The organism is Amycolatopsis australiensis, from assembly GCF_900119165.1.
GTDB lineage: Bacteria > Actinomycetota > Actinomycetes > Mycobacteriales > Pseudonocardiaceae > Amycolatopsis > Amycolatopsis australiensis.
This window is the reverse complement of record NZ_FPJG01000006.1, coordinates 7,659,256-7,680,631: the sequence shown is the minus strand read 5'-3', so window position 1 is coordinate 7,680,631 and position 21,376 is coordinate 7,659,256. Positions and strand designations below refer to the sequence as shown.

The following is a 21,376-nucleotide window of genomic DNA, read 5'->3' as shown; positions in this document are numbered from 1 at the left end:
GAGAGGACGTCCCCCGGTGTTCGGAAAACGCTACACACGGCAGCTGATCGAGCGCAGCGCGGAGAACGCGACCGACCGCCGCCGCTTCCTCAAGGCTGCGGGAGCGGCGGGGCTCGGCGTCGCGGGCGCCGGGGTGCTCGGCGGCGCGCTGTCGATGGGCCTCGGCTCGGCCGGCGCGACGTCGCAGTACCCGCAGCAGAACGCGGCCGCCAGCGACGCCGCCGTGCTGAACTTCGCGCTCAACCTGGAATACCTCGAGGCGAACCTGTACTCGTTCGCCGTCTACGGCTACGGGCTGAACGAGAAGTACGTCAACGGCGTCGGCAACCTCGGCAAGGTCTCCGGCGGCCACGCGGTGAAGTTCAAGAGCGAGCACGTCAAGCAGATCGCGCAGGAGATCGCCGGCGACGAGGTCGCGCACGTGAACTTCCTGCGCAAGGCGCTCGACAAGGCGGCCGTGGCGCAGCCGGAGATCGACTTCCAGAACAGCTTCACCGCCGCCATGCAGGCCGCGGGCGTGATCAAGCAGGGCCAGACGTTCGACCCGTTCGCCAGCGAGAACAACTTCCTGCTCGCCGCGTACCTGTTCGAGGACGTCGGCGTGTCGGCCTACAAGGGCGCGGCGCCGCTGGTCAACAACAAGACGTTCCTCGACGCGGCGGCGGGCATCCTCGCGGTCGAGGCCTACCACGCGGGCATCGTGCGGTCCCAGCTGTTCGAGCGCGGCCTCGGCGACATCACGAACAAGATGTCCGACGCCCGCGACAGCCTGGACGGCAAGGCGGACGACGACGAGGGCGTGCTCAAGGACGGCAAGGCGAACCTCGTGCCGGCCGACGCCAACGGCATCGCGTTCGGGCGCTCGGCCGACCGCGTGCTCAACATCGCCTACCTCAACCCGGACAAGGTCAGCTCGGGTGGCTTCTTCCCCCGTGGCCTCAACGGCGACATCGCCGCCAGTGGCGCCAAGGAGTGAGCGGCGCGTGCCGCCGTCACGGTAACGTCGGGGACGGCGGCACGCGGGGTTCACGAGGGGGAGTGCGGTGCGGGTCTTGATCGCGGGCGGCGGGATTTCCGGCACGGTCACGGCGATGGCCCTGAAGCTCGCGGGACACGACCCGGTCGTGTTCGAGGCTTGTCCGGCGGGCGGCGACGACATCGGCGCGTTCCTCACGATCATGCACAACGGCATGGACGCCCTGCGCGCGATCGGCGCCGACCGGCCGGTGGTCGACGCGTCCTTCGCCGCGTACGGCGTCGAGCTGGTCGCGCCGAGCGGGGAGACCGCCGGACGGCGCGAGTTCGACACCGAAGGCCTCGACGGGCCGCGCACTCTCACGCGCGCGACGCTCTACCGCGTCCTGCAGGAGGAGGCCGCGCGCCGCGGAGTCCCGCTCGTGCGCGGCCGCCGGCTGGTGGGTGCGCAGCCCGGGCCGGACGGCATCACGGCCGAATTCGCCGACGGGTCCACCGAATCGGGTGAAGTTCTCGTCGGTGCCGACGGGCTGCGGTCGGTGGTCCGGAAGCTGATCGACCCGGCCGCGGCCGAACCCCGCTACACCGGCCTGACCGTCGTCTACGGTTACACGCGCGCACCCGGCTTGCCCGCGGCGCCCGGGATCTACCGGATGGTGCGCGGCAGCAAGGCCGCGTTCGGCTTCACCACCGACCCCGGCGGGGCGACGTTCTGGTTCGCCCGCATCCCGGACGCCGAGCGGCCCCGCGCCGAGATCGCGGCGGTCACGCCGGCAGGCTGGCGCGAGTTCGCGCACGCGGCGTTCGCCGGGGAACCGTTGCCGTGCGCGGAAATCATCGCGGCGACAGGCGAGGAGGTGTTCGGCGGCCACGCGTACGACGTGCCCGAGACGCGCGTCTGGTCGACGCCCGAGATGGTGCTGGCCGGTGACGCCGCGCACGCCGCGTCCCCGGCCGCCGGGCAAGGCGCGTCGATGGCCTTGGAGGACAGCGTGATCCTCGCGCAGTGCCTGCGCGACCTGCCGGACCCACCGTCGGCTTTCGCCGCGTACGAGGGGCTGCGGCGCGAGCGGGTCGAGAAGCTGGTGGCGGCGAGCGCGGGCCAGGACGTCGGCGAAGAGCGCGACTGGCTCTACTCGCACCACATCGACTGGGCCGCCGAGGTCACGGCGCCGTGAGCGACCCGCCCGATCTCGGACCGGGCCAGCCGGACGTTCGGCCTCGGTGACGACATGTCGGTGCGCCTGCCCGCAAGGAACACCGCTGGCCGCCGGTGCTCGTCGCGCGGCTGCCGCTGCCCCTTCCGGTTCGGCCGGCGCAGGGCGGCCCGGTGCGGGCTTGCCGCATCCGTGGTCGGTGTGCCCGGCGACGGCGTTCCGGCGGCCGCTCACGATCGGGAGCCGCAGGAGTCGCGGACGACCAGGCGGGTCGGCAGCAGGACCGGCTCGGGTGCCGCCCCGTTCTCGATCATGGCCAGCAGTGCTCCGGCCGCCGCTGTGCCGAAGCCCGGCTTGTCCTGGGCCACCGTCGTCAGCGCCGGGTCCACCAGGGCCGCCACCTCGATGTCGTCGAAGCCGACCACGGCCAGGTCCGCCGGGACGCGCAGGCCGGCCGCGCGGGCGGCGAGCAGGGCGCCGATCGCCATTTCGTCGCTCGCCGCGAACACCGCCGTCGGCGGGTCCTTGCGCGCCAGCAGCCGCCGCATCCCCACGAACCCGCTTTCGCGGTAGAAGTCGCCGGTGACCAGGTAGTCGTCGCGGACGGGCAGGCCCGCTTCCGCCAGCCCGCGCAGGTAGCCCTCGGTGCGGGCGGCGGCGGGGGAGTTGCCGCGCGGGCCGGTCAGCGTCGCGATCCGCTGGTGCCCGAGCGTGGCGAGGTGCCGGACGGCTTCGGCCGCGCCCGCCGCGTTGTCCGACGTCACGTACGTCGCCTTCGCGCCCGAAACGGCCACGTCGAGCGCCACGCACGGCAGCCCGGACTGGGCGAACGCGCCGAACGCCTCGGCGTCCGACCCGCTGTCGATCAGCACGAGCCCGGCCAGGTGGTGGCGGCGCGTCATGCCGACGTACGCGATCGGGTCGGCCAGCGACACCCCCGGCGTGCGGTTGCGGGCGTCGTCGCTCGTGGCGAGCAGCAGCAGGTGGTAGCCGTGCGAGCTCAACGCGGACTTGAGGCCCAGCAACAGGTCCTGCAGGAACGGGTGGCGCCAGCCGGGCCGCCGGTGGTCGGTGTCCCAGACGAGCCCGATCATCGCCGACTGCTGCCGCGACAACGCGCGGGCCGACTCGTTCGGCGAAAAGTCGAGCTCCCGCGCCACGCGCTCGACGCGTTCGCGCGTCGGGGCGCTGACCGTGGCCGGGCGGTTGAACACCCGCGACACGGTGGCGACGGAGACCCCGCAGAGCTGTGCGACTTCGCGGGCGGTGACCATGCTGACCTCCTGTGTTGTAACCGGTTACATCTCTAGCACATGATCTCCGACTGCGGAAATGCCAAAACGCGTTATTGTTTCGTTACTTGACGAACAATGGTTGGGAGCGCTCTCATAGGGGCCACGTTTTCCCGCCCGGCCGGTCCCGGCCGAGGTGCTCCCGTGCGCCCGCAGAACAACGGAGATCTCATGCGCCCGAAAACGACAACCCGCCGGATCCGCCTGATCGCCGGCGCGGTGTGCGCCGGTCTGGCCGCGGTCACCGCGTTGACCGCCTGCGGGGGCGGTGACGCCGGCGGCGGCAAGATCAAGCTCAGCCTCGGCCTCTTCGGCAACTTCGGCTACACCGACCTGATCAAGGAGTACCAGGCCGCCCATCCCGGCATCGAGATCACCGAGCGGACCGCGTCCTACTCCGACCACCACAAGAACCTCGCCGCGCACCTGGCCACCGGCGGCGGCGCTGCGGACATCGAGGCGATCGACACCGGTTACGTCGCCCAGTTCAAGGCGACACCGGACAAGTTCGTCGACCTCAACACCGTCGGCGGCGACAAACTCAAGGACCGCTGGCTGAGCTGGAAGTGGTCGGCGTCACTGGCCAAGGGCGGCCAGCAGATCGGCTACGGCACCGACGTCGGCGGCCTGGCGATCTGCTACCGCCGCGACCTGTTCCAGGCGGCCGGCCTGCCCGCCGACCGCGACGCCGTCGCCGCGCTCTGGCCGACCTGGCAGGCGTTCTTCGACACGGGCAAGCGCTTCCAGAGCCACGCCCCGGGCGGCGTCAAGTTCATCGACGGCGGCCCGACCGTGCTCAACGCGATCTTCGGCCAGGCCCCGGTCGGCTACTACGACCAGAGCGACAAGCTGGTCGTCGACAGCAATCCGGCCCTGCGCCAGGGCTGGGACCTCGTGGTCGACGCCGTCAACGCGAAGCTGAGTGCCGGCCTGCTCTACAGCACGCCGACCTGGAACACCGGCTTCACGCAGGGCCAGTTCGCCACGGTCACCTGCCCGGCCTGGATGATGACGAAGATCAAGGACCAGGCGCCGGACACCGCGGGCAAGTGGGACGTCGCGACCGTGCCCGGCGGGGGCGGCAACTGGGGCGGCTCGTACCTGACCGTGCCGAAGCAGGGCAAGCACACGAAGGAAGCCGCCGAGCTCGCCGCGTGGCTGACCGCGCCCGAGCAGCAGGCGAAGGTCTTCACCAGCCAGGGCCTGCTCCCGTCGACGCCGTCGCTGTACGACGACCCGAAGATCACCGGCTACACCAACCCCTTCTTCAACAACGCGCCCGTCGGCAAGCTGTTCACCGAAGCGGCGAAGAAGCTGAACCCGCAGTACCAGGGCCCGAAGGCCGGCGACGTCCAGACGGAGTTCGGCAACGCCATGCAGCGCGTCGAGCAGGGCAAGCAGGACGGCGGGGCGGCGTGGCAGCAGCTGGTCGGTGACGTCGCGAAGCTGCAGAGCTGATGGCTGCGGCGAAAACGCTGAGCTGGGCCGACCGGCGGCACAAGTGGGACGTCAAGCTGTCGCCGTTCGGCTTCATCAGCCCGTACTTCCTCATCTTCGGCGTCTTCGGCCTCTTCCCGCTGCTGTACACGGCGTTCGTGTCGCTGCAGAAGCGGAACCTGCTCGACGCCGACGGCGCGACGTTCGTCGGCCTCGGCAACTACGACCGGCTGCTGTTCCACGACCCGTACTTCTGGAACGCGATGGGGAACACGGTCAGCCTGTGGCTGCTGACCACGATCCCGCAGATCCTGTTCGCGCTCGGCATCGCGCACCTGCTCAACCGCAGGCTGCGCGGCCGGACGCTGTTCCGGATGGGCATGATCCTGCCGAACATCACCTCGGTGGCGGCGGTGACGATCATCTTCGCGCAGCTGTTCGGCCGGGACTTCGGCCTGGTGAACTGGGTGCTGAGCTGGTTCGGGGCCGGCCAGGTCGACTGGCAGGCCGGCACGGCCAGCTCGCACACCGCCATCGCCGCGATGGTGGTGTGGCGCTGGACCGGCTACCACGCGCTGATCTTCCTGGCGTCGATGCAGGCCATCCCGTCGAGCATGTACGAAGCCGCCACTCTCGACGGCGCGAAGGGATGGCAGCAGTTCTGGCGGATCACCGTGCCGCTGCTGCGGCCGCAGATCATCTTCTCGACGGTGATCGCGACGACCGGGAACATGCGGCTGCTCGCCGAGCCGCTGCTGTTCAACCCCGGCACCGCGGCCGCCACGGGCGGGTCGGACCGGCAGTTCCAGACCGCCGCGCTCTACCTCTACGAGCAGGGCTTCACCAAGTACGACTTCGGCTACAGCTCGGCGATCGCGCTGATCCTGGCCGTGGCCACGATGCTCGTCGCGGGCCTGTCGTACCTGGTGACCCGGCGCATCCAAACGGACTGAGGAGCGACATGACCACCGTGCTGACCCCGGCCGCGCCGGCGCCGGCCGCGTCACCCGGCCGGCTCCGGCGCATGGGGAAGCGGGCCACGAGCCCGTGGACCTACGCCGCGCTGATCGCGATCCTGGCCGGCTCGGCGTTCCCCGTGTACTGGTCGTTCGTCGTCTCCTCGCAGACGACGGAGGCCGTGGGCAGCGTGCCGCCGGTCCTCGTGCCGGGCGGGCACCTGTTCGAGAACATCGCCCGCGTCTTCGACGAGACGGATTTCGCGCTCGCGCTGGGGAACTCGCTGATCGTCGCGGGCACCATCACCGTGTCGGTGGTGCTGTTCTCGACGCTGGCCGGGTTCGCCTTCGCCAAGATGCGCTTCCGCGGACGGACGCTGCTGCTGCTCGTCGTGGTCGCCACCCAGGCGATCCCGACCGAGCTGGGTGTCGTGCCGCTGTACATGATGATGGCCGACTTCGGGTGGGCCGGGCAGCTGCAGGCGGTGATCGTGCCCGGCCTGGTCACCGCGTTCGGCGTGTTCTTCATGCGGCAGTACTTCGAGCGCGCGCTGCCGCTGGAGCTGCTGGAAGCGGGGCGGATGGACGGCTGCGGCTCGCTGCGGCTGTTCTGGCACGTGGCCCTGCCCGCCGCCCGCCCGGCCGCGGCCGTGCTCGGCCTGTTCACGTTCATGCAGGCGTGGAACGACTTCTTCTGGCCGCTGGTGGTGCTGGTGCCGGAGAACCCGACCGTCCAAACCGCACTGTCCACACTGGCCAGTGGCTACACCACCGACTACACGCTCGTGCTCACCGCCGCGACCATCGGCACCGTCCCCGTCCTTCTCGTGTTCCTGCTGTTCGGCCGCCAGATCGTCGGCGGCATCATGCAGGGCGCGCTCAAGGGCTGACCCTCCCGGAGCTCATCGTGACCACCAGTTTCCCGCCCGGCTTCCGCTGGGGCGTCGCCACGTCGGCGTTCCAGATCGAGGGCGCGACCACGGCCGGCGGCCGCGGACCGTCCATCTGGGACACCTTCGCGGCGCGGCCCGGCGCGGTGGCCGGCGGCGACACCGGCGAACCGGCGGCCGACCACTACCACCGCTGGCGCGCCGACCTGGCCCTGCTGTCCGACCTCGGCGTCGACGCCTACCGGTTCTCGGTGTCGTGGCCGCGGATCCAGCCGGACGGCCGCCGCGCCGAGCGCCGGGGCCTCGGCTTCTACCGGCGGCTGGTGGAAGCGCTGCGGGAGCGGCAGATCGAGCCGTTCCTGACCCTGTACCACTGGGACCTGCCGCAGGCGCTGGAGGACGAAGGCGGCTGGCGGTCCCGGGACACGGCGTCCCGGTTCGCCGAGTACGCCGCCCTGGTGCACGAGGAGCTCGGCGACGTCGTCGACCACTGGACGACGTTGAACGAGCCGTACCCCTGCGCGGTCGCCGGCTACGGCGAGGGACGGCACGCGCCGGGTGCGCGGGAGGGGCACGGCGCCCTCGCCGCCGCCCACCACCTGCTGCTGGGTCACGGGCTGGCGGTCCGGGCGATGCGTGCGCAGGCCACGCCGCAGCACCAGTTCGGCATCGTGCTCAACCAGTCGCCGGCGGTCCCGGTGTCGTCGTCGGCCGCGGACGCCGCGGCGGCGGCCCGGCAGGACACGCTGCTGCGCCGCCAGTTCACCGACCCGCTCTTCGGCGGCCGGTACGCACCGGGCCTGACGGCGATGTTCGACGGCGTCTCCGACTTCTCGTTCCGCCGCGACGGCGACCTCGAAACGATCGGCGTGCCGCTGGACTACCTGGGCGTGAACTACTACTACCGGCTGCACGTCGCGGACGCCCCGCACCGCGAGCCGGACCCGGCCCGCCGCACGGCGGCCGACATCGGGGTGGACACGTCCCGGCTGCCGGACGTCCCGCGCACGGGCATGGGCTGGCCGGTCGAGCCGGAGGGCCTGACGGAAGCGTTGGTGGGCCTGCACAACCGGTACCCGGGACTGCCGCCGATGTACGTCACGGAGAACGGGTGCGTGTACGCCGACCGAAGCGACTTCGCCGACTACGAGCGCATCACGTTCCTGAACGAGCACATCGAGGCGGCCCGCACGGCCGCGGCGGCGGGGGTCGACCTGCGCGGCTACTTCTGCTGGTCCCTGCTGGACAACTTCGAGTGGGCGCACGGCTACCGGCACCGGTTCGGCCTGGTCCACGTCGACTACGCGACCCAGGAGCGCACGCCGCGGGCGAGCTACCGCTGGTACCGCGACTTCGTCGCCGCCCAGCGCACTACGGTGGTGCCATGATCGATGATCCGCAGGCGCCGGTGGGGCCCTTCGAACCCCCGTACTACGTGGCGGTCTTCACCACCGTCCGCACCTCGGAGCAGAGCGGTTACGGCGAGACGAACGCCCGGATGGAAGAGCTGGTCAAGCAGGTCCCCGGGTACCTGGGCATGGACCACGCCCAGACACCCGGCGGGCTCGGCATCACCGTCGGCTACTTCCGCGACGCCGAGGCGCTCGCGCAGTGGCGGACCGACGCCGAACACCGGGCGGCCCAGCGGCGCGGCCGCGCCGAGTGGTACGAGCGCTACACGCTGCACGTGGCGAAGGTCGAGCGGAGCACCGGCTTCACCCGGCCGTGAACCCCGCTACTTCCGGTACAGGCTTTCGATGGCGTCCGCGTAGTTCTTCGAGACGACGTTGCGCTTCAGCTTCAGGCTGGGCGTGATCTCGCCGCCGGCTTCGGTGAAGTCGTGGGCCAGCACCGTGAACTTCTTGATCGCCTCGGCCTTGGACACCGACTTGTTCGCCTCGTCCACCGCCGCCTGGATCTCGGCGAGCAGGTCCGGGTCCGAGGCCAGCTCGGCCACCGTCGCCGACGCGGGCTTGCCGTGCTGGGACTTCCACGACGGGAAGTACTCCTCGTCCACCGTCACCAGCGCCGCGATGAACGGGCGCTGGTCGCCGACCACCATGGCCTGGCTGATCAGCGGGGCCGCCTTGATCGTGTCCTCGAGGCCGGACGGGGCGACGTTCTTGCCGCCCGCCGTCACGATGATCTCCTTCTTGCGGCCGGTGATCTTGAGGAACCCGTCGTCGTCCAGCTCGCCCAGGTCGCCGGTGTGGAACCAGCCGTCGGTGAGCGCTTCCGCCGTCGCCTGCGGGTTGTTGTAGTACGCGCGGAACACGACGTCGCCCTTGAGGAGCACCTCGCCGTCGTCGGCGATGCGGACGGACGTGCCGTTGACCGGCTTGCCGACCGTGCCGACGCGGAACGCCGTCTGGGTGTTGACGTTCGCCGCCGCGGACGTCTCGGTCAGGCCGTAGCCCTCGAACACCGGGACGCCGATGCCGCGGAAGAAGTGCGCCAGCCGCGCGCCCAGCGGGGCGCCACCGGACACGGCCGCGACGCAGCGGCCGCCGAGGGCCGCGCGCAGCTTGCCGTAGACGAGCTTGTCGAACGCCAGGTGCTTCAGCTTCAGGCCGAGCCCGGCGCCGCCGGAGTCCTGCGCCTCGCTGTAGGCGACGGCCACGGCCTCGGCGGCGTCGAAGATCTTGCCCTTGCCCTCGCTGTGCGCCTTCTGCTTCGCCGAGTTGTAGACCTTCTCGAACACGCGCGGCACCGCGACCACGAACGTCGGCCGGAACGTGCCCAGGTCGGCGACCAGGTTCTTGACGTCCGGGGTGTGCCCGAGCGTGACGCGGGCGGTCAGCGCGGTGACGGCGATCGCGCGGGCCAGCACGTGCGCCAGCGGCAGGAAGCACAGCAGCGAGTTGCCCTGCTCCATCAGCTGCGGGAACGCCTCGATGTCGGCGCGGATCTCGGCCAGCAGGTTGCGGTGGGTCAGCTCGACGCCCTTGGGACGGCCGGTGGTGCCCGAGGTGTAGACGATGGTGGCGAGGTCGTCCGCGGTCACCTCGCGGCGGCGCTCGTGCAGCTCGTCGTCGGACAGCTCCGCGCCGAGCGCGGCGAGCGTCTCGACGGCCGGGGCGTCGCCTTCGATCTGCCACGTGTTCGCCAGCTCCGGAAGCCGGTCGCGGACCTCGTCGACGGCCTTCGCGTGCCCGGTCGTCTCGACGAACACGGCCTTCGCGGCCGAGTCGGAGAGGATCCAGGCCACCTGCTCGGGGGAGGAGGTGTCGTAGATCGGCACGGTCACCGCACCGGCGGCCCAGATCGCGAAGTCGATCAGCGTCCACTCGTAGCGGGTCTTCGACATCAGGCCCACGCGGTCGCCGCGGCCGATGCCGGACTTCGCCAGGCCCTTCGCCACGGCCAGCACCTCGGCCGCGAACTCCTTGGCGGTCACGTCCAGCCAGGTGCCGTCCACCTGGCGGCGGAAGCTCACCACGTCCGAGAACCGCTCGGCGTTCGCCCAGACGACATCGGACATGTTCTCGTCGTCGGCCACCGGCTTCCCGGCGGGAGCGCTGTATTCGCGCACGTGGACCTCCGTGTTCAACGCGTGCGGTGGGCGACACCGCTGTTACCCGCCAGTCAACTTAGCGTGGTGAGCACCTTAAGACCATGCTGATCGCCGGTGCACGGCGAGGGCGTGACATTCTTCGCACGTGAACGCACCGCCCGCCATCGACGTCGTCGACGAGACGTTCCTCGCGGTCCCGCCGTCCACCGTGGCCGCCGCCTTCGCCGATCCCGCATCGTGGCCGCGGTACTGGCCCGACCTGGTCCTCCAGGTCTACACCGACCGCGGCGACAAAGGCCTGCGCTGGACCGTCACCGGCGCGCTCGTCGGTACGATGGAGGTCTGGCTCGAGCCGGTGCTCGACGGCACCCTGCTGCACTACTTCCTGCGGGCGACGCCCGCCGACGCGGCCGGGGCACCGCGGGTGCCGGCGCCGCGGGAGCTGCGCCGGGAGTTCGACCGGCGGGCCCGCGCGGCGAAGGCGATCGCACTCGGGCTCAAGGAGATCCTGGAGGACGGGCGCGAGCCCGGCGTTCCTCCGCGGGGCGAGGGCTGAAGGGACCAGGGGTGCGGGTACACGTCGTCTCGGACGTGCACGGCAACGCCGACGCGCTGAAGCGCGCCGGGGACGGGGCCGACGCCCTGGTCGTGCTCGGCGACCTGATCGACTTCGTCGACTACCGCGAGCACGACAAGGGCATCATGGGCGCCCTGTTCGGCGCGGAGAAGGTCGGCGAGTTCGCGCGGCTGCGCCGGGAGGGCAGCCGTGACGAAACCGTTGCCTACTCCCGCACCCTCTGGGCGGGTCTCGACGACCCGGCCGGCGCGGTCGACGAGGCCGTCCGCACCCAGTACGCGTCGTTGTTCGCGGCGATGACCGCGCCCACCTACGCCACGCCGGGCAACGTCGACACGCCGGACCTGTGGCCCGAGTTCGCCGGCGAGGGCATCCGGGTGCTCGACGGCGAGGTGGCCGAGATCGGCGGCCTGCGGTTCGGGTTCGTCGGCGGCGCGCTGCTGCCCGACGGCGTCGTCCCGCGCCGCCGCAAGGGCGCCGCGTGGCGGCCCTACCTGCGGGATCGCGCGGACTACGACGCGAGCGTCGCCGCGCTGACCGCGGTCGACGTCCTCTGCACGCACGCCCCGCCCGCCGTGCCGGAGCTGGTCTACGACGTCGTGGCCCGCCGCAGCGAGATCGGCTCGGCGGCGCTGCTGGAGCTGATCCACGCCCAGCGGCCGCGCTGGTCGGTGTTCGGGCACGTGCACCAGCCACTCGCGCCGCGCGCCCGGGTCGGCCTGACCGAGTGCCGCAACGTGGGGCACTTCAAGGAGACCGGGCAGCCCTACGTGCTGCGCTGGTGACCAAGCGCGGCGGCTACGCTTCGACCCATGGCCGAGCAGTCCACACAGTCCATCGAGGTCGACGCCGAGCCCAGCCGGGTGATGGCCGTGATCGCCGACTTCCCCGCGTACCCGGAATGGGCCAAGGCCGTCCGGCAGGCCGAGGTCCTCGACACCGACGGTGACGGGCGGGCCAAGCAGGTCAAGCTCACCCTCGACGCGGGCCCGATCAAGGACGTCTACACCCTCTCCTACGACTGGGACGACGACGGCCTCGGCGTCAGCTGGCACCTCGTCAAGGGCCAGATGCAGAAGGCGCAGAACGGCCGCTACGCGCTGGAGGACCTCGGCGGCGGCCGGACCCGGGTCACCTACACGCTCTCGGTCGAGCTGGCGCTGCCGATGATCGGCCTGCTGCGCCGCAAGGCCGAGAAGATGGTCATGGACACCGCGCTGAAGGAGCTCAAGAAGCGGGCCGAGGGGTAGCCGCGTGCGGATCCTGCTGTTCACCGGCAAAGGGGGTGTCGGGAAGACCACGCTGGCCGCGGCCACCGGCGCCGCCCTCGCCGCCCGTGGCAGGAAGACCCTCGTCGTGTCCACCGACCCGGCGCACTCGCTCGGCGACGCCTTCGGCCGCCCGCTCGGCGCCGAGCCGTCCGAAGTGGACACGCTGCTCTCGGGCGTGCAGATCGACTCGCGGACGCTGGTGGACGCCACCTGGGACCGGCTGCGCGCCGAGCTGCAGGCCGCGCTGGCCGGCGCGGGCCTGGACACCCTCGACGCCGAAGAGCTGACCGTCCTGCCCGGCGTCGACGAGCTGCTTGCCCTGACCGAGGTCCGCCGGCTGGCCGAGGACGGGCCGTGGGAGACCGTGGTCGTCGACTGCGGGCCGACGGCCGAGACGCTGCGGCTGCTCGCCCTGCCCGAAGCCGTTTCCGGCTACCTGACCCGCGTGTTCGGCCGGCGCGTCACCGAGCCCGTCCGCCGGCTCGGCGCCCACCTCGACGGCCTGCGCGCGCTGCTGACCGAGCCGTCGGTGACCACGGTCCGGCTGGTGCTGACGCCCGAGCGGGTGGTCGTCGCCGAGGCGCGGCGCACGCTCAGCTCGCTGGCCCTGCGCGGCATCGCCGTCGACGGCCTGATCGCCAACCGGCTGATGCCCGTTCCCGGCATCTGGCGCGGCGGCGCCGCTTCGTGGCTGCGCACGCGCCGCGAGCAGCAGGACGCCGTGCTGGCCGAGCTCACCGCGGCCGGGGTCGCGCCGCTCGTGCGCGTGGAGCACCGGGCCGTCGAGCCGGTCGGCCTGCCCGCGCTGCTGGAGATCGCCGGCGAGCTCTACCACGGCGGCGACCCGCTGGCGGGCGACGGGCGGCCCGTCACCCCGTTGCTGCGCGTGCGCCCGGCCCCGGACGGGTACACGCTGCGCGTCACGATCCCGCTCGCGCGGGACACCGAGGTCGACCTCGCCCGCGTCGACGACGACCTGGCGATCACCGTGGACGGCTTCCGCAGGCTCATCGCGCTGCCGGAGTCGCTGCGGCCGTGCCGGATCACCGGCGCGGAATCCGACGCCGACGGCCTGGTGGTGCACCTGGCCGGGAACCGGGGACGCGGGTGAGCGAAGCGGAGGACACGGCCGGGCCGCGGCTGGCGGAGGAGATCCGCCTGCTCGCCGAGCTGGTCGTCGAGAAGGCGGCGCCCTGGCTGGAGGGTGTGCTCGCGGCCGGGCACGGCACGCCGGACGAGGCGAAAGCGGACGGTTCGGCGTGCGGCTGGTGTCCGCTGTGTGCGATCGTCGCCGTTGTGCGAGGTGAGCGCCCCGAGCTGGTCGCGCGGCTGGCCGAGCAGCTGGCTCAGCTGGTCGCCCTGCTGCGCGCGGTGCTGGCCGACCGCTGGGAGCCGGAGGCGGGCGTGCACATGCCCGGGTTCCGGCCGGCGCCGCGGCCCGCGGACCCGCGAACGGCGCCGCGGGTCCAGCACATCACCGTCCGCCGGCGCGACGAGTGGGAGAGCTGAGTGCGGACGATCGGGGTGGACGTCGGCGGGACGAGTGTCCGGGCCGGCGTGGTGGACGAGCGCGGCTCCCTGCTCGACACGGCTCGCGTCGCGACACCGAGCGAGGAAGGTGCCCTCGAGGACGCCATCGCGGGCGTGGTCGAGGACCTGCGCAACCGGCACGAAGTGGCGGGCGTCGGCCTGGCGGTGGCGGGCTTCGTGGCCCGCGACCGCCGGTCGGTGATGTTCGCGCCGCACCTGGCCTGGCGCGGCGCCGCGGTCGCGGACCGGATCGAGAAGCGCGTCGGCCTGCCGGTGCTGCTGGAGCACGACGTGAATTCGGCGATCGTGGGCGAGCACCGCTTCGGCGCGGCCCGCGGCGCCCAGGTGGCGGCGCTGGTGGCGCTGGGCACGGGCATCGGCGCGGGCCTGCTGCTGGACGGCAAGCTGTACCGGGGCGCGTACGGCGTCGCCCCGGAGCTGGGCCACCTGACGGTGGTCCGCGGCGGCCGCCCGTGCCCGTGCGGCAAGTACGGCTGCTGGGAGCGGTACTGCAGCGGAACGGCGCTGGCGGCGACGGCGGTGGAGCTGCTGGCCCGGCACCCGGGCCGCTCGACGGTGCTGGCCCAGCAGGTGGCGGGCGACCCGGGCTCGGTGACGGGCCGCCGGGTGGCCGGCGCGGCCCGCGACGGCGACCCGATCGCCCAGCTGGCGATGGCGGAGCTGGCGAAGTGGCTGGGCGAGGGCCTGGCCCTGGTGGCGGACGTGTTCGACCCGGAGATCATCGTGATCGGCGGAGGCGTGTCGGAGTCGGCACCGCTGTTCCTGGACGAAGCCCGAGAGCACTACGCGGGCGCGATCACGGGGGCGAGGCACCGCCCGCTGGCGCGGATCAGGACGGCCCACCTGGGCGACGACACGGCCATCGTCGGCGCGGCGGCCCTGGCCCTGGAGGCGGCGAAAGCGCCGGTCTGACCGTGTCACCCGGCCGTGAACCGGGTATCTCCATGCTCGGGGTGCGGGGGATGAACCTGTTGATCGGATTGGGTGGCGTTGCCGTGGCGGTAGCCGGGATCGTCTGGGAGCAGGGGGCGCGGAACACGAGGTGGCGAGCGGTGGCCGGTTCCGTTGCCCTCGCGGGCTGGACCATCGTCGGGCACTTCCTGGTCGAGCCGCTGGTCCCGGCTCCGGTGATGGCCGGCATCCTGCTCGGCGGCTGCACGGTGGGCATCTTCCTGGCGGCGTTCCTCGGCAGCCGCCGAGGCCGCCGGGATCGCCAAGACCGCCGAACGCCGCGCGGCTGACGCGCCGGTTCCGGGCCTGCCACAGCTGGTCGTGAGTGAGAAACAGTGTTCTAACCCGGTTTCCCACTCACGACCGTGGTGGTGGGAAGTGTGCCACGCTGGTCGGGTGAGCCGGCCCTCCGCGAGTGTCTTCGTCCGCTGCTCCTGCGGGCACCTGCACTGGGGCCGCTACGGTGCCGCCGGCCTGCTGCTCGTCGATCCCGCTCGCGGTGTCCTCCTGCAGCGCCGCGCCTGGTGGGTGCACCACGGCCGGACCTGGGCGCTGCCCGGTGGCGCCATCGAGGCCGGCGAGACCGCCAGGAGCGCCGCCGCCCGCGAAGCCTTCGAAGAGGCCTCCGTGCCCGCCGACGCCTTCCGGGCGGTCGCCGCCTCCGTGGTGGATCATGGTGAGTGGAGCTACACCACCGTGCTCGCCCTCGCCGACGGGGCCGAGGCGCGGGTCGCCAACACCGAAAGTGCGGAGGTGCGCTGGGTGGACCCCGACGACGTGCCCGGCTACCGGCTGCACCACGACTTCGCCGCCGCCTGGCCCGCCCTGCGTGACCGTGCCGGGCAGGAGCTGGTGCTGGTCGTCGACGCCGCCAACGTCGTCGGCTCGCGGCCGGACGGCTGGTGGCGCGACCGGCACGGTGCCGCCGAACGCCTCCGCGACCAGCTCGCGAAGCTCGCCGAAGCCGGCGTGCCGGACCCGGACGACGCCGCGGTGACCTGGTGGCCGCGGGTCGTCCTGGTCGTCGAAGGCCAGGCCAAGCACGTCACCGGCGTCCCCGGTGTCGAGGTCGTCGCCGCGGACACCGACGGCGACTCGAAGATCGTCGAGGTCGTCGCCCGGCAGCAAGCCAAGGTCCTGGTGGCGACCGCCGACCGCGAGCTGCGACGGCGCGTCGAGGCCCTCGGCGCGTCGATCCTCGGCCCCGGCACGCTCCGCAGCCAGCTCGACGAGCTCTAGTCCCGCACGACCCCGTCCCGCATCTCCGCGACCAGCGACGCCATCACGGCCTTGAGGCTGCCCTTGTGCCGTTCCGCGACCGCCCGCTGCCGCCGGTAGCTCGGCCCGTGCCGCAGGATCGTCTCGACGTCGCGCAGTTCGGCCACGCAGTCTAGGCGCCGCGCCACCGGCTCCAGCCGGTCCAGCAGATCGACGACGTCATCGGTCACCAGCCGCTCGCGCCCCGCCGCGTCGAGGATGACGATCGCGTCCGTGCCGTAGCGGGCCGCGCGCCACTTGTTCTCCTGGACGTGCCACGGCGGCAGCGTCGGCAGGATCTCGCCGTCGTCCAGGCGCTCGCTGAAGTCGTCGACCAGACACTGGGTGAGCGCCGCGATCGCGCCGACCTCCTGCAACGTCGGCAGCCCGTCGCAGACGCGCATCTCGATCGTGCCCAGATGGGGCGCGGGCCGGATGTCCCAGCGGATCTCCGAGAAGTGGTCGATCACGCCGGTGGTGAACATGTCCTCGACGTAGCTTTCCAGCTCGGCCCACTTCCGGAACTGGAACGGCAGCCCGGCCGTCGGCAGCTGCTGGAACATCAGCGCCCGGTTCGACGCGTACCCGGTGTCTTCGGCGCCCCAGTACGGCGAAGACGCCGAAAGCGCCTGCAGGTGCGGGGCGTAGTTGAGCAGCGCGTCCAGGATCGGCAGCACCTTGTCACGGTGGTCGATCCCGACGTGGACGTGCACGCCGTAGATCAGCATCTGCCGTCCCCACCACTGGGTCCGGTCGATCAGCTTCGCGTAGCGCTCCTTGTCGGTGACCTTCTGCTGGTACCAGTTCGAGAACGGGTGCGTCCCGGCGGAGAACATCTCGACGCCGAGCGGGTCCGCGACGCCGTGCACGACGTCGAGCGAGGTGTTCAGGTCCGCCTTGACCTCGGCGATCGTGTCGCAGACGCCGGTGATGATCTCGACGGTGTTGAGCAGCAGCTCCTGCTTGATCTTCGGGTGCTCGGCCGCGCCGTCCGGGCGCACCGCCTCGAGGATCCGCTCGGCCACCGACGACAGCTCGCCGCTGCGCCGGTCGACGAGGCCGAGCTCCCATTCCGCGCCGACGGTCGATCGCCGCGAAGGGCTGAACTCGATGTGCATCGCCGTCGGCGGGTCAGACCTGGGCGCCGTTGCTGGGGTCGGCGCCCGGCGGCGGCCCCTGCCGCACGCGCAGCAGCAGCAGCGCGATCGACGTCGCCAGCGCGAGGATGCCCAGCGGCGTCGCCACCGTCGGGCCCACGCCGATCGCCCCGGGCAGGATCAGCAGGAACAGCCCGGCCAGGAACAGCAGCAGGATGAGGAACGCGCCCATCTTCGGCCGCGGCAGCGGCGGCGGCTCCGGCGGGACGTAGTGCTCGTCGTCGCCCGCGGGGTCGTCGGAGAACATCGTCGTGTCCCACGACGTGCCGCCGGAGCGCCACCCGGGCTCCGGCGTGGGGTCCGCGGACGGCGGCTCGGCGGGCCGGTCCGGTGTCTTGCGCGTCCCGGGCTCCGTGCCGAGCGCGGTGCCGGCGGTGTCCGCGGTGTCCTCTTCGGGCAGCCCGAACCCGTCGGCGCGCAGGTCGGCGACGATCTCGGCGAACGTCGCGTCGACGTCCTCCGGCCCGTCCTTCCCCCGGCTCATGCGGTCTCCTCCGGCTGTGCGGCGTGCGCCTTCGCGAACTCGACGCTGCGGGTGAAGATCACCTCGGCGTCGTTGTCCTGCGTCGCCACGTGGTAGCTGTTCTCCAGCACCACCTCGGTGACGTCGGTGCTGGCCACGCCCCGCAGCACCAGCTGCGAGTTCACCGGCTCGACGACGTGGTCCACCGACGAGTGCAGCAGCAGCACCGGCTGCGTCACCTTGTGCAGGTCGGCGCGCACGACCGCCCACAGCTTCGCCAGGCTCGCCGCCGCCCGTACCGGCGTGCGCGGGTAGGCCAGCTCCGTCTCGCCCGGCTTCTTGATGTCGTTCGCGATCGCCGGCACCGACGGCACGATCCGGCCCAGCACCGGCAGCAGCCGCGTGTCCCACTTCAGCCGTGTCACCGACGGGTTGACCAGGACGATCCCGGCGATCCGGGCACCGAACTCCTCGGCCAGGCGCAGGGTGAGCGTGCCGCCCATCGACAGGCCGCCGACGAACACGGTCCGGCAGGTGGCCAGCAGCGCGAGCAGGGCCTCGCGGACGGCGCCGTACCAGTCCTCCCACGTCGTGCGGTTGAGGTCCTGCCAGCGGGTGCCGTGGCCGGGCAGCAGCGGGCAGCGCACCGTGAACCCGGCCGCGGCCAGGTGGTCACCCCAGGCCCGCATGCTCGCCGGGGTACCGGTGAACCCGTGGCAGAGCAGGAACCCGGTTTCGGCCGAACCGGTGTGGCCGAACGGTTCCGCGCCGGCGAGCACGCCCATGCGATCGCCTTCCGTGTCAGCGGTGCAGTCCGTCCATGCTCTCACGCCGCGCGGGCGTTGTGGGGGTCCGCCCGTCGCGGGAATTCCCTGTGAGATCGATCGCTGCCGGGTGGTAACCGGGTGGTCTCCGTTGTGCGGCGGCCACCGGGCTTCGTAGTCTGGTCGACGCGGGTGACAGGGGTTGGGCTGCGATGGAGGACTGAGGCACCGGTGCTGTACTGGCTCATGAAGTGGGTGTTCCTCGGACCGCTGCTCAAGACGCTGTGGCCGACCAAGGTCGTCGGCGCGGAGAACATCCCCGAGACCGGCGGCGCCATCCTCGCGGGCAACCACCTCGCGGTCGCGGACTCGTTCTTCATGCCGCTGCGCGTCAAGCGCAAGGTGACCTTCCCGGCGAAGTCGGAGTACTTCACCGAGCCCGGCTTCAAGGGCAAGCTCAAGAAGTGGTTCTTCACCGGCGTCGGGCAGTTCCCGATCGACCGCTCCGGCGGCAACGCCGCCCAGGCCGCCCTCGACACGGCGATCCGCCTGGTGAAGGACGGTCACCTGCTGGGCATCTACCCGGAGGGCACGCGCTCCCCGGACGGCCGCCTGTACAAGGGCAAGACGGGCGTCGCCCGGATCGCCCTGGAATCCGGCGGCGTCGTGATCCCGGTGGCGATGATCGGCACGGACAAGGTCAACCCGATCGGGTCGAAGATGTGGTGGCCCCGCCGCCTCGAGGTCCGCTTCGGCAAGCCACTGGACTTCTCGCGGTACGAAGGCCTCGCGGGTGACCGCTTCATCGAGCGGTCCATCACGGACGAGATCATGTACGCGCTGATGGAGCTGTCCGGCCAGGAGTACGTCGACATCTACGCGGCGAAGGCGAAGGAACTGCTCGCGGCCGAGGCGGCCGGCGTGAAGCCGAAGGTCCCCGCCCAGCCCGCGGCCCGCGACGCGGCCCGGGTGCCGGAGTCCAAGGTCGGCTGACGCACCATCGTCACCACCACCCTCAACGGAGGCGCTTCGCGCCGCTGGTAGCTCCGCCGTCCTCCCCGCCACCACCCTCGACGGAGGCGCTTCGCGCCGCTGGTAGCTCCGCCGTCCTCCCCGCCACCACCCTCAACGGAGGCGCTTCGCGCCGCTGGTAGTTTTCTGAAGTGCGGTTTTTCTACGACACCGAGTTCATCGAAGACGGCGTGACGATCGATCTGGTTTCCATCGGTGTCGTCGACGAGCGCGGCCGCGAGTTCTACGCGGTTTCCACCGAGTTCGACCCCGCGAAGGCCGGGCCGTGGGTCCGCGACAACGTCCTGGACAAGCTCCCCTCCCCGGCCGACCCGGCGTGGCGCAGCCGCGAGAAGATCCGCACCGACCTGCTGGAGTTCTTCGGCAAGCCACCCGGCGGCATCGAGCTGTGGGCCTGGTTCGCGGCGTACGACCACGTCGCCCTGGCCCAGCTGTGGGGCCCGATGCCTGCCCTGCCGCGGCAGCTGCCCCGGTTCACCCGCGACCTGCGCCAGCGCTGGGAGGACGCGGGCAAGCCGAAGCTCCCGGCGGCCCCCACCGACCAGCACGACGCCCTCGCCGACGCCCGGCACAACCTGGCCCGCTGGGAAGTCATCGAGGAACACTTCCACAGCCGGTAGGACGCCTCAGGCCGGCTCGCCCGGCGTCACGACCGTCCGGCGGAAGTGGTTGAAGATCACCGACGTCCGGACGTCGACGATCTCCTTCCGCTGCGTCAGCCGGTCGAGGACGAAGCCGCTCAGGTGGTCGTTGTCGGCCACCGCGATGTGCAGCAGGAAGTCGTCGCTGCCGGACATCACGAACACCGACAGCACCTCGGGCAGAGCCTCCACGAACGCGCGGAACGACTCGATCACCGCGCGGTCCGGCGGCCGCAGCCGCACCGCGACCATCGCCTGCACCGGACGGCCGATCTTCTTCAGGTCGACCTCGGCGTGGTGCCCGCGCACGATCCCGCGCCTGCTCAGGTCCCGCACCCGCTCGAGACACGTCGACTGCGCGATGTGCAGGCGGCGCGCGAGCTCCTTGTTGGTCTGCTTGGCGTCCTCCTGCAGCAGCGTCAGCAGGGCTGCATCAAGTTCGTCCACCGGAACCTCACCCTCCTCCGGAACGAGCATTGTTCGAGATTTTGCGCTTCAAGCCGAATCTAGCACGGTCTTACCCGGTTTCCTTCGGTTCGGTATCTACGGTCGAGCCATGATCACCGAGTCCGTCACGGCCGCCGACCGCCGTCTTCCCGTGGCCGCCGTGCTCGCCGCGGCCCTCATCTGGAGCAGCTCGTTCGCGGTGACGAAGGTGGCGCTGGCCGACGTCCCGCCGATGACGCTCGGCGCGCTGCGGTTCGCGGTCGCCGCCCTCGTGCTCGGCGTCGTCGTGCACGCCGGGCGGGACCGGCGGCTGCCGTCGCCGCGGCAACGGCTGTTCATCAGGTTCGCCGGCCTGCTCGGGATCACGGCGTACTTCGCGCTGGAGAACGCGGGCGTCGAACTGGCCACCGCGTCCGACGCGACGCTGATCGTCGCGTCCTACCCGATCATCACGCTGGTGCTGTCCGGCCGCACCGCGTACTCGCCGGTCCGGCTGACCGGCATGCTGGTGGCCGTCGCCGGGGTCTGGCTGGTCGTCCGGGACCAGCCGGGCGGCCACCACCTGCTGGGCGACCTGGTCCTCGTCGCGGGCGGCGTCGTGTGGGCGGCCTACAACGTCGTCGCGCGGCGCGACGGGTCGGGCGCGTCGCCGATCGTCGTCACCTACTACCAGACGCTGGCCGGCGCGGCCGGGTTCGTCCCGCTCGCACTGTCCGAAGTGGACCGCTGGCGCGTGCCCGCGGAAGGGGACCTGCTGCGGATCGCGTTCCTGGCGGTGTTCTGCTCGGTGGCGGCGTTCCTGCTGTACAACTTCGGCCTGCGCCGCCTCGAACCGAGCGTCGCGGTCAACCTGCTCAACGTCGTCCCGGTGGCCGGCCTCGGCTGGGCCGTGCTGCTGGCGGGCGAGGCCCTGACCGTCCCGAAGCTGCTCGGCGGCGCGGTCGTCATCGCGGGCGTTTCGCTGGGCGGCCACCGGAAGAAGACGCCGGAAACTGTCGGGGGCCCCCGGTAACGTGAAAACCGGGGGACCCCCCAGGCCGGGGA

At 71.9% G+C, this 21,376-nt stretch carries 24 protein-coding genes; 18 read left to right on the top strand and 6 right to left on the bottom strand.

What is annotated here, in order from left to right; all coding sequences use genetic code 11:
- The first annotated feature begins 16 nt into the window (after nt 1-16).
- Nucleotides 17-976: a ferritin-like domain-containing protein gene (locus BT341_RS36590; protein ID WP_072480575.1), complete on the top strand. Its 960-nt coding sequence runs from the start codon at nt 17-19 to the stop codon at nt 974-976.
- Between the two features lie 67 nt (nt 977-1,043).
- Nucleotides 1,044-2,153 (top strand): FAD-dependent oxidoreductase, encoded by a 1,110-nt coding sequence (locus tag BT341_RS36585; RefSeq protein ID WP_072480574.1) that lies wholly within the window; start codon nt 1,044-1,046, stop codon nt 2,151-2,153.
- 209 nt (nt 2,154-2,362) lie between these two features.
- Here BT341_RS36585 and BT341_RS36580 read toward each other — a convergent pair whose 3' ends face one another.
- Nucleotides 2,363-3,406 (bottom strand): LacI family DNA-binding transcriptional regulator, encoded by a 1,044-nt coding sequence (locus BT341_RS36580; RefSeq protein ID WP_072480573.1) that lies wholly within the window; start codon nt 3,404-3,406, stop codon nt 2,363-2,365.
- Nucleotides 3,407-3,595: 189 nt separating this feature from the next.
- Here BT341_RS36580 and BT341_RS36575 point away from each other — a divergent pair, with 189 nt between their 5' ends.
- From BT341_RS36575 to BT341_RS36555, 5 genes are read left to right on the top strand one after another with little or no spacing between them, the layout of a single operon-like run.
- A complete protein-coding gene (locus tag BT341_RS36575; RefSeq protein ID WP_072480572.1) occupies nt 3,596-4,882 on the top strand; it encodes an ABC transporter substrate-binding protein in 1,287 nt (428 codons plus the stop codon).
- Complete coding sequence (locus BT341_RS36570) at nt 4,882-5,814, top strand: carbohydrate ABC transporter permease (protein ID WP_072480571.1); 933 nt, start codon at nt 4,882-4,884, stop codon at nt 5,812-5,814. The genes BT341_RS36575 and BT341_RS36570 overlap by 1 nt, the downstream gene beginning before the upstream one ends.
- A gap of 8 nt (nt 5,815-5,822) precedes the next feature.
- Complete coding sequence (locus tag BT341_RS36565; RefSeq protein WP_072480570.1) at nt 5,823-6,707, top strand: carbohydrate ABC transporter permease; 885 nt, start codon at nt 5,823-5,825, stop codon at nt 6,705-6,707.
- Nucleotides 6,708-6,724: 17 nt separating this feature from the next.
- Nucleotides 6,725-8,095: a GH1 family beta-glucosidase gene (locus BT341_RS36560; RefSeq protein ID WP_072480569.1), complete on the top strand. Its 1,371-nt coding sequence runs from the start codon at nt 6,725-6,727 to the stop codon at nt 8,093-8,095.
- A complete protein-coding gene (locus tag BT341_RS36555) occupies nt 8,092-8,436 on the top strand; it encodes an antibiotic biosynthesis monooxygenase family protein (protein WP_072480568.1) in 345 nt (114 codons plus the stop codon). The genes BT341_RS36560 and BT341_RS36555 overlap by 4 nt, the downstream gene beginning before the upstream one ends.
- Before the next feature lie 6 nt (nt 8,437-8,442).
- On the opposite strand, the gene BT341_RS36550 is transcribed toward BT341_RS36555, so the two are convergent.
- Complete coding sequence (locus tag BT341_RS36550; RefSeq protein WP_072480567.1) at nt 8,443-10,239, bottom strand: AMP-dependent synthetase/ligase; 1,797 nt, start codon at nt 10,237-10,239, stop codon at nt 8,443-8,445.
- Between the two features lie 127 nt (nt 10,240-10,366).
- Between BT341_RS36550 and BT341_RS36545 the strand changes: the two genes are divergently transcribed.
- The 8 genes from BT341_RS36545 to BT341_RS36510 all read left to right on the top strand — a co-directional run bounded on the left by BT341_RS36545 (nt 10,367) and on the right by BT341_RS36510 (nt 15,810).
- Nucleotides 10,367-10,777 carry a polyketide cyclase / dehydrase and lipid transport gene (locus BT341_RS36545; RefSeq protein WP_072480566.1) on the top strand — a complete coding sequence of 137 codons (411 nt, stop codon included), beginning with the start codon at nt 10,367-10,369 and terminating at the stop codon, nt 10,775-10,777.
- Between the two features lie 11 nt (nt 10,778-10,788).
- A complete protein-coding gene (locus BT341_RS36540; RefSeq protein WP_072480565.1) occupies nt 10,789-11,583 on the top strand; it encodes a metallophosphoesterase family protein in 795 nt (264 codons plus the stop codon).
- Nucleotides 11,584-11,610: 27 nt separating this feature from the next.
- Nucleotides 11,611-12,048: an SRPBCC family protein gene (locus BT341_RS36535; protein ID WP_072480564.1), complete on the top strand. Its 438-nt coding sequence runs from the start codon at nt 11,611-11,613 to the stop codon at nt 12,046-12,048.
- Nucleotides 12,049-12,052: 4 nt separating this feature from the next.
- Nucleotides 12,053-13,180, top strand: a complete 1,128-nt coding sequence (locus BT341_RS36530) for an ArsA family ATPase (RefSeq protein ID WP_072480563.1) — start codon at nt 12,053-12,055, stop codon at nt 13,178-13,180.
- Nucleotides 13,177-13,578: a hypothetical protein gene (locus tag BT341_RS36525; protein WP_072480562.1), complete on the top strand. Its 402-nt coding sequence runs from the start codon at nt 13,177-13,179 to the stop codon at nt 13,576-13,578. The genes BT341_RS36530 and BT341_RS36525 overlap by 4 nt, the downstream gene beginning before the upstream one ends.
- 15 nt (nt 13,579-13,593) lie before the next feature.
- On the top strand, nt 13,594-14,532 hold the full coding sequence (locus tag BT341_RS36520; protein ID WP_072482374.1) for an ROK family protein: 939 nt from the start codon (nt 13,594-13,596) through the stop codon (nt 14,530-14,532).
- Nucleotides 14,533-14,672: 140 nt separating this feature from the next.
- Entirely contained in the window at nt 14,673-14,861 is a 189-nt protein-coding gene (locus BT341_RS44915; protein ID WP_143168763.1) for a hypothetical protein, read from the top strand.
- A 106-nt stretch (nt 14,862-14,967) separates the two neighbouring features.
- Nucleotides 14,968-15,810 (top strand): NUDIX hydrolase, encoded by an 843-nt coding sequence (locus tag BT341_RS36510; protein WP_072480560.1) that lies wholly within the window; start codon nt 14,968-14,970, stop codon nt 15,808-15,810.
- Here the strand turns inward: BT341_RS36510 and BT341_RS36505 are convergent.
- The 3 genes from BT341_RS36505 to BT341_RS36495 are packed head-to-tail and all read right to left on the bottom strand — an operon-like array spanning nt 15,807 to nt 18,233.
- A complete protein-coding gene (locus tag BT341_RS36505; protein WP_072480559.1) occupies nt 15,807-16,946 on the bottom strand; it encodes a glutamate--cysteine ligase in 1,140 nt (379 codons plus the stop codon). The two genes, BT341_RS36510 and BT341_RS36505, sit on opposite strands and share 4 nt — an antisense overlap.
- Nucleotides 16,947-16,959: 13 nt before the next feature.
- Nucleotides 16,960-17,469, bottom strand: coding sequence for a hypothetical protein (locus BT341_RS36500; RefSeq protein WP_072480558.1), 510 nt, complete (start codon nt 17,467-17,469; stop codon nt 16,960-16,962).
- Nucleotides 17,466-18,233 (bottom strand): alpha/beta hydrolase, encoded by a 768-nt coding sequence (locus BT341_RS36495; protein WP_072480557.1) that lies wholly within the window; start codon nt 18,231-18,233, stop codon nt 17,466-17,468. Before BT341_RS36495 ends, BT341_RS36500 begins: the two co-directional genes overlap by 4 nt.
- Before the next feature lie 210 nt (nt 18,234-18,443).
- Between BT341_RS36495 and BT341_RS36490 the strand changes: the two genes are divergently transcribed.
- Nucleotides 18,444-19,205, top strand: a complete 762-nt coding sequence (locus BT341_RS36490; protein WP_072480556.1) for a lysophospholipid acyltransferase family protein — start codon at nt 18,444-18,446, stop codon at nt 19,203-19,205.
- A 170-nt stretch (nt 19,206-19,375) separates the two neighbouring features.
- On the top strand, nt 19,376-19,864 hold the full coding sequence (locus tag BT341_RS36485; RefSeq protein ID WP_072480555.1) for a polyadenylate-specific 3'-exoribonuclease AS: 489 nt from the start codon (nt 19,376-19,378) through the stop codon (nt 19,862-19,864).
- 6 nt (nt 19,865-19,870) lie between these two features.
- On the opposite strand, the gene BT341_RS36480 is transcribed toward BT341_RS36485, so the two are convergent.
- Nucleotides 19,871-20,332, bottom strand: coding sequence for an Lrp/AsnC family transcriptional regulator (locus BT341_RS36480; RefSeq protein ID WP_072480554.1), 462 nt, complete (start codon nt 20,330-20,332; stop codon nt 19,871-19,873).
- Nucleotides 20,333-20,441: 109 nt separating this feature from the next.
- Here BT341_RS36480 and BT341_RS36475 point away from each other — a divergent pair, with 109 nt between their 5' ends.
- Nucleotides 20,442-21,344 (top strand): DMT family transporter, encoded by a 903-nt coding sequence (locus BT341_RS36475; protein WP_072480553.1) that lies wholly within the window; start codon nt 20,442-20,444, stop codon nt 21,342-21,344.
- Nucleotides 21,345-21,376 lie beyond the last annotated feature (32 nt).

Excerpts from the sequence above, each read along its gene's own strand:
- BT341_RS36475 (WP_072480553.1), top strand. The coding sequence starts at position 20,442 with ATGATCACCGAGTCCGTCACGGCCGCCGACCGCCGTCTTCCCGTGGCC.
- BT341_RS36570 (WP_072480571.1), top strand. The coding sequence starts at position 4,882 with ATGGCTGCGGCGAAAACGCTGAGCTGGGCCGACCGGCGGCACAAGTGG.
- BT341_RS36500 (WP_072480558.1), bottom strand. The coding sequence starts at position 17,469 with ATGAGCCGGGGGAAGGACGGGCCGGAGGACGTCGACGCGACGTTCGCC.
- BT341_RS36555 (WP_072480568.1), top strand. The coding sequence starts at position 8,092 with ATGATCGATGATCCGCAGGCGCCGGTGGGGCCCTTCGAACCCCCGTAC.
- BT341_RS36535 (WP_072480564.1), top strand. The coding sequence starts at position 11,611 with ATGGCCGAGCAGTCCACACAGTCCATCGAGGTCGACGCCGAGCCCAGC.
- BT341_RS36505 (WP_072480559.1), bottom strand. The coding sequence starts at position 16,946 with ATGCACATCGAGTTCAGCCCTTCGCGGCGATCGACCGTCGGCGCGGAA.
- BT341_RS36495 (WP_072480557.1), bottom strand. The coding sequence starts at position 18,233 with ATGGGCGTGCTCGCCGGCGCGGAACCGTTCGGCCACACCGGTTCGGCC.
- BT341_RS36575 (WP_072480572.1), top strand. The coding sequence starts at position 3,596 with ATGCGCCCGAAAACGACAACCCGCCGGATCCGCCTGATCGCCGGCGCG.
- BT341_RS36580 (WP_072480573.1), bottom strand. The coding sequence starts at position 3,406 with ATGGTCACCGCCCGCGAAGTCGCACAGCTCTGCGGGGTCTCCGTCGCC.
- BT341_RS36565 (WP_072480570.1), top strand. The coding sequence starts at position 5,823 with ATGACCACCGTGCTGACCCCGGCCGCGCCGGCGCCGGCCGCGTCACCC.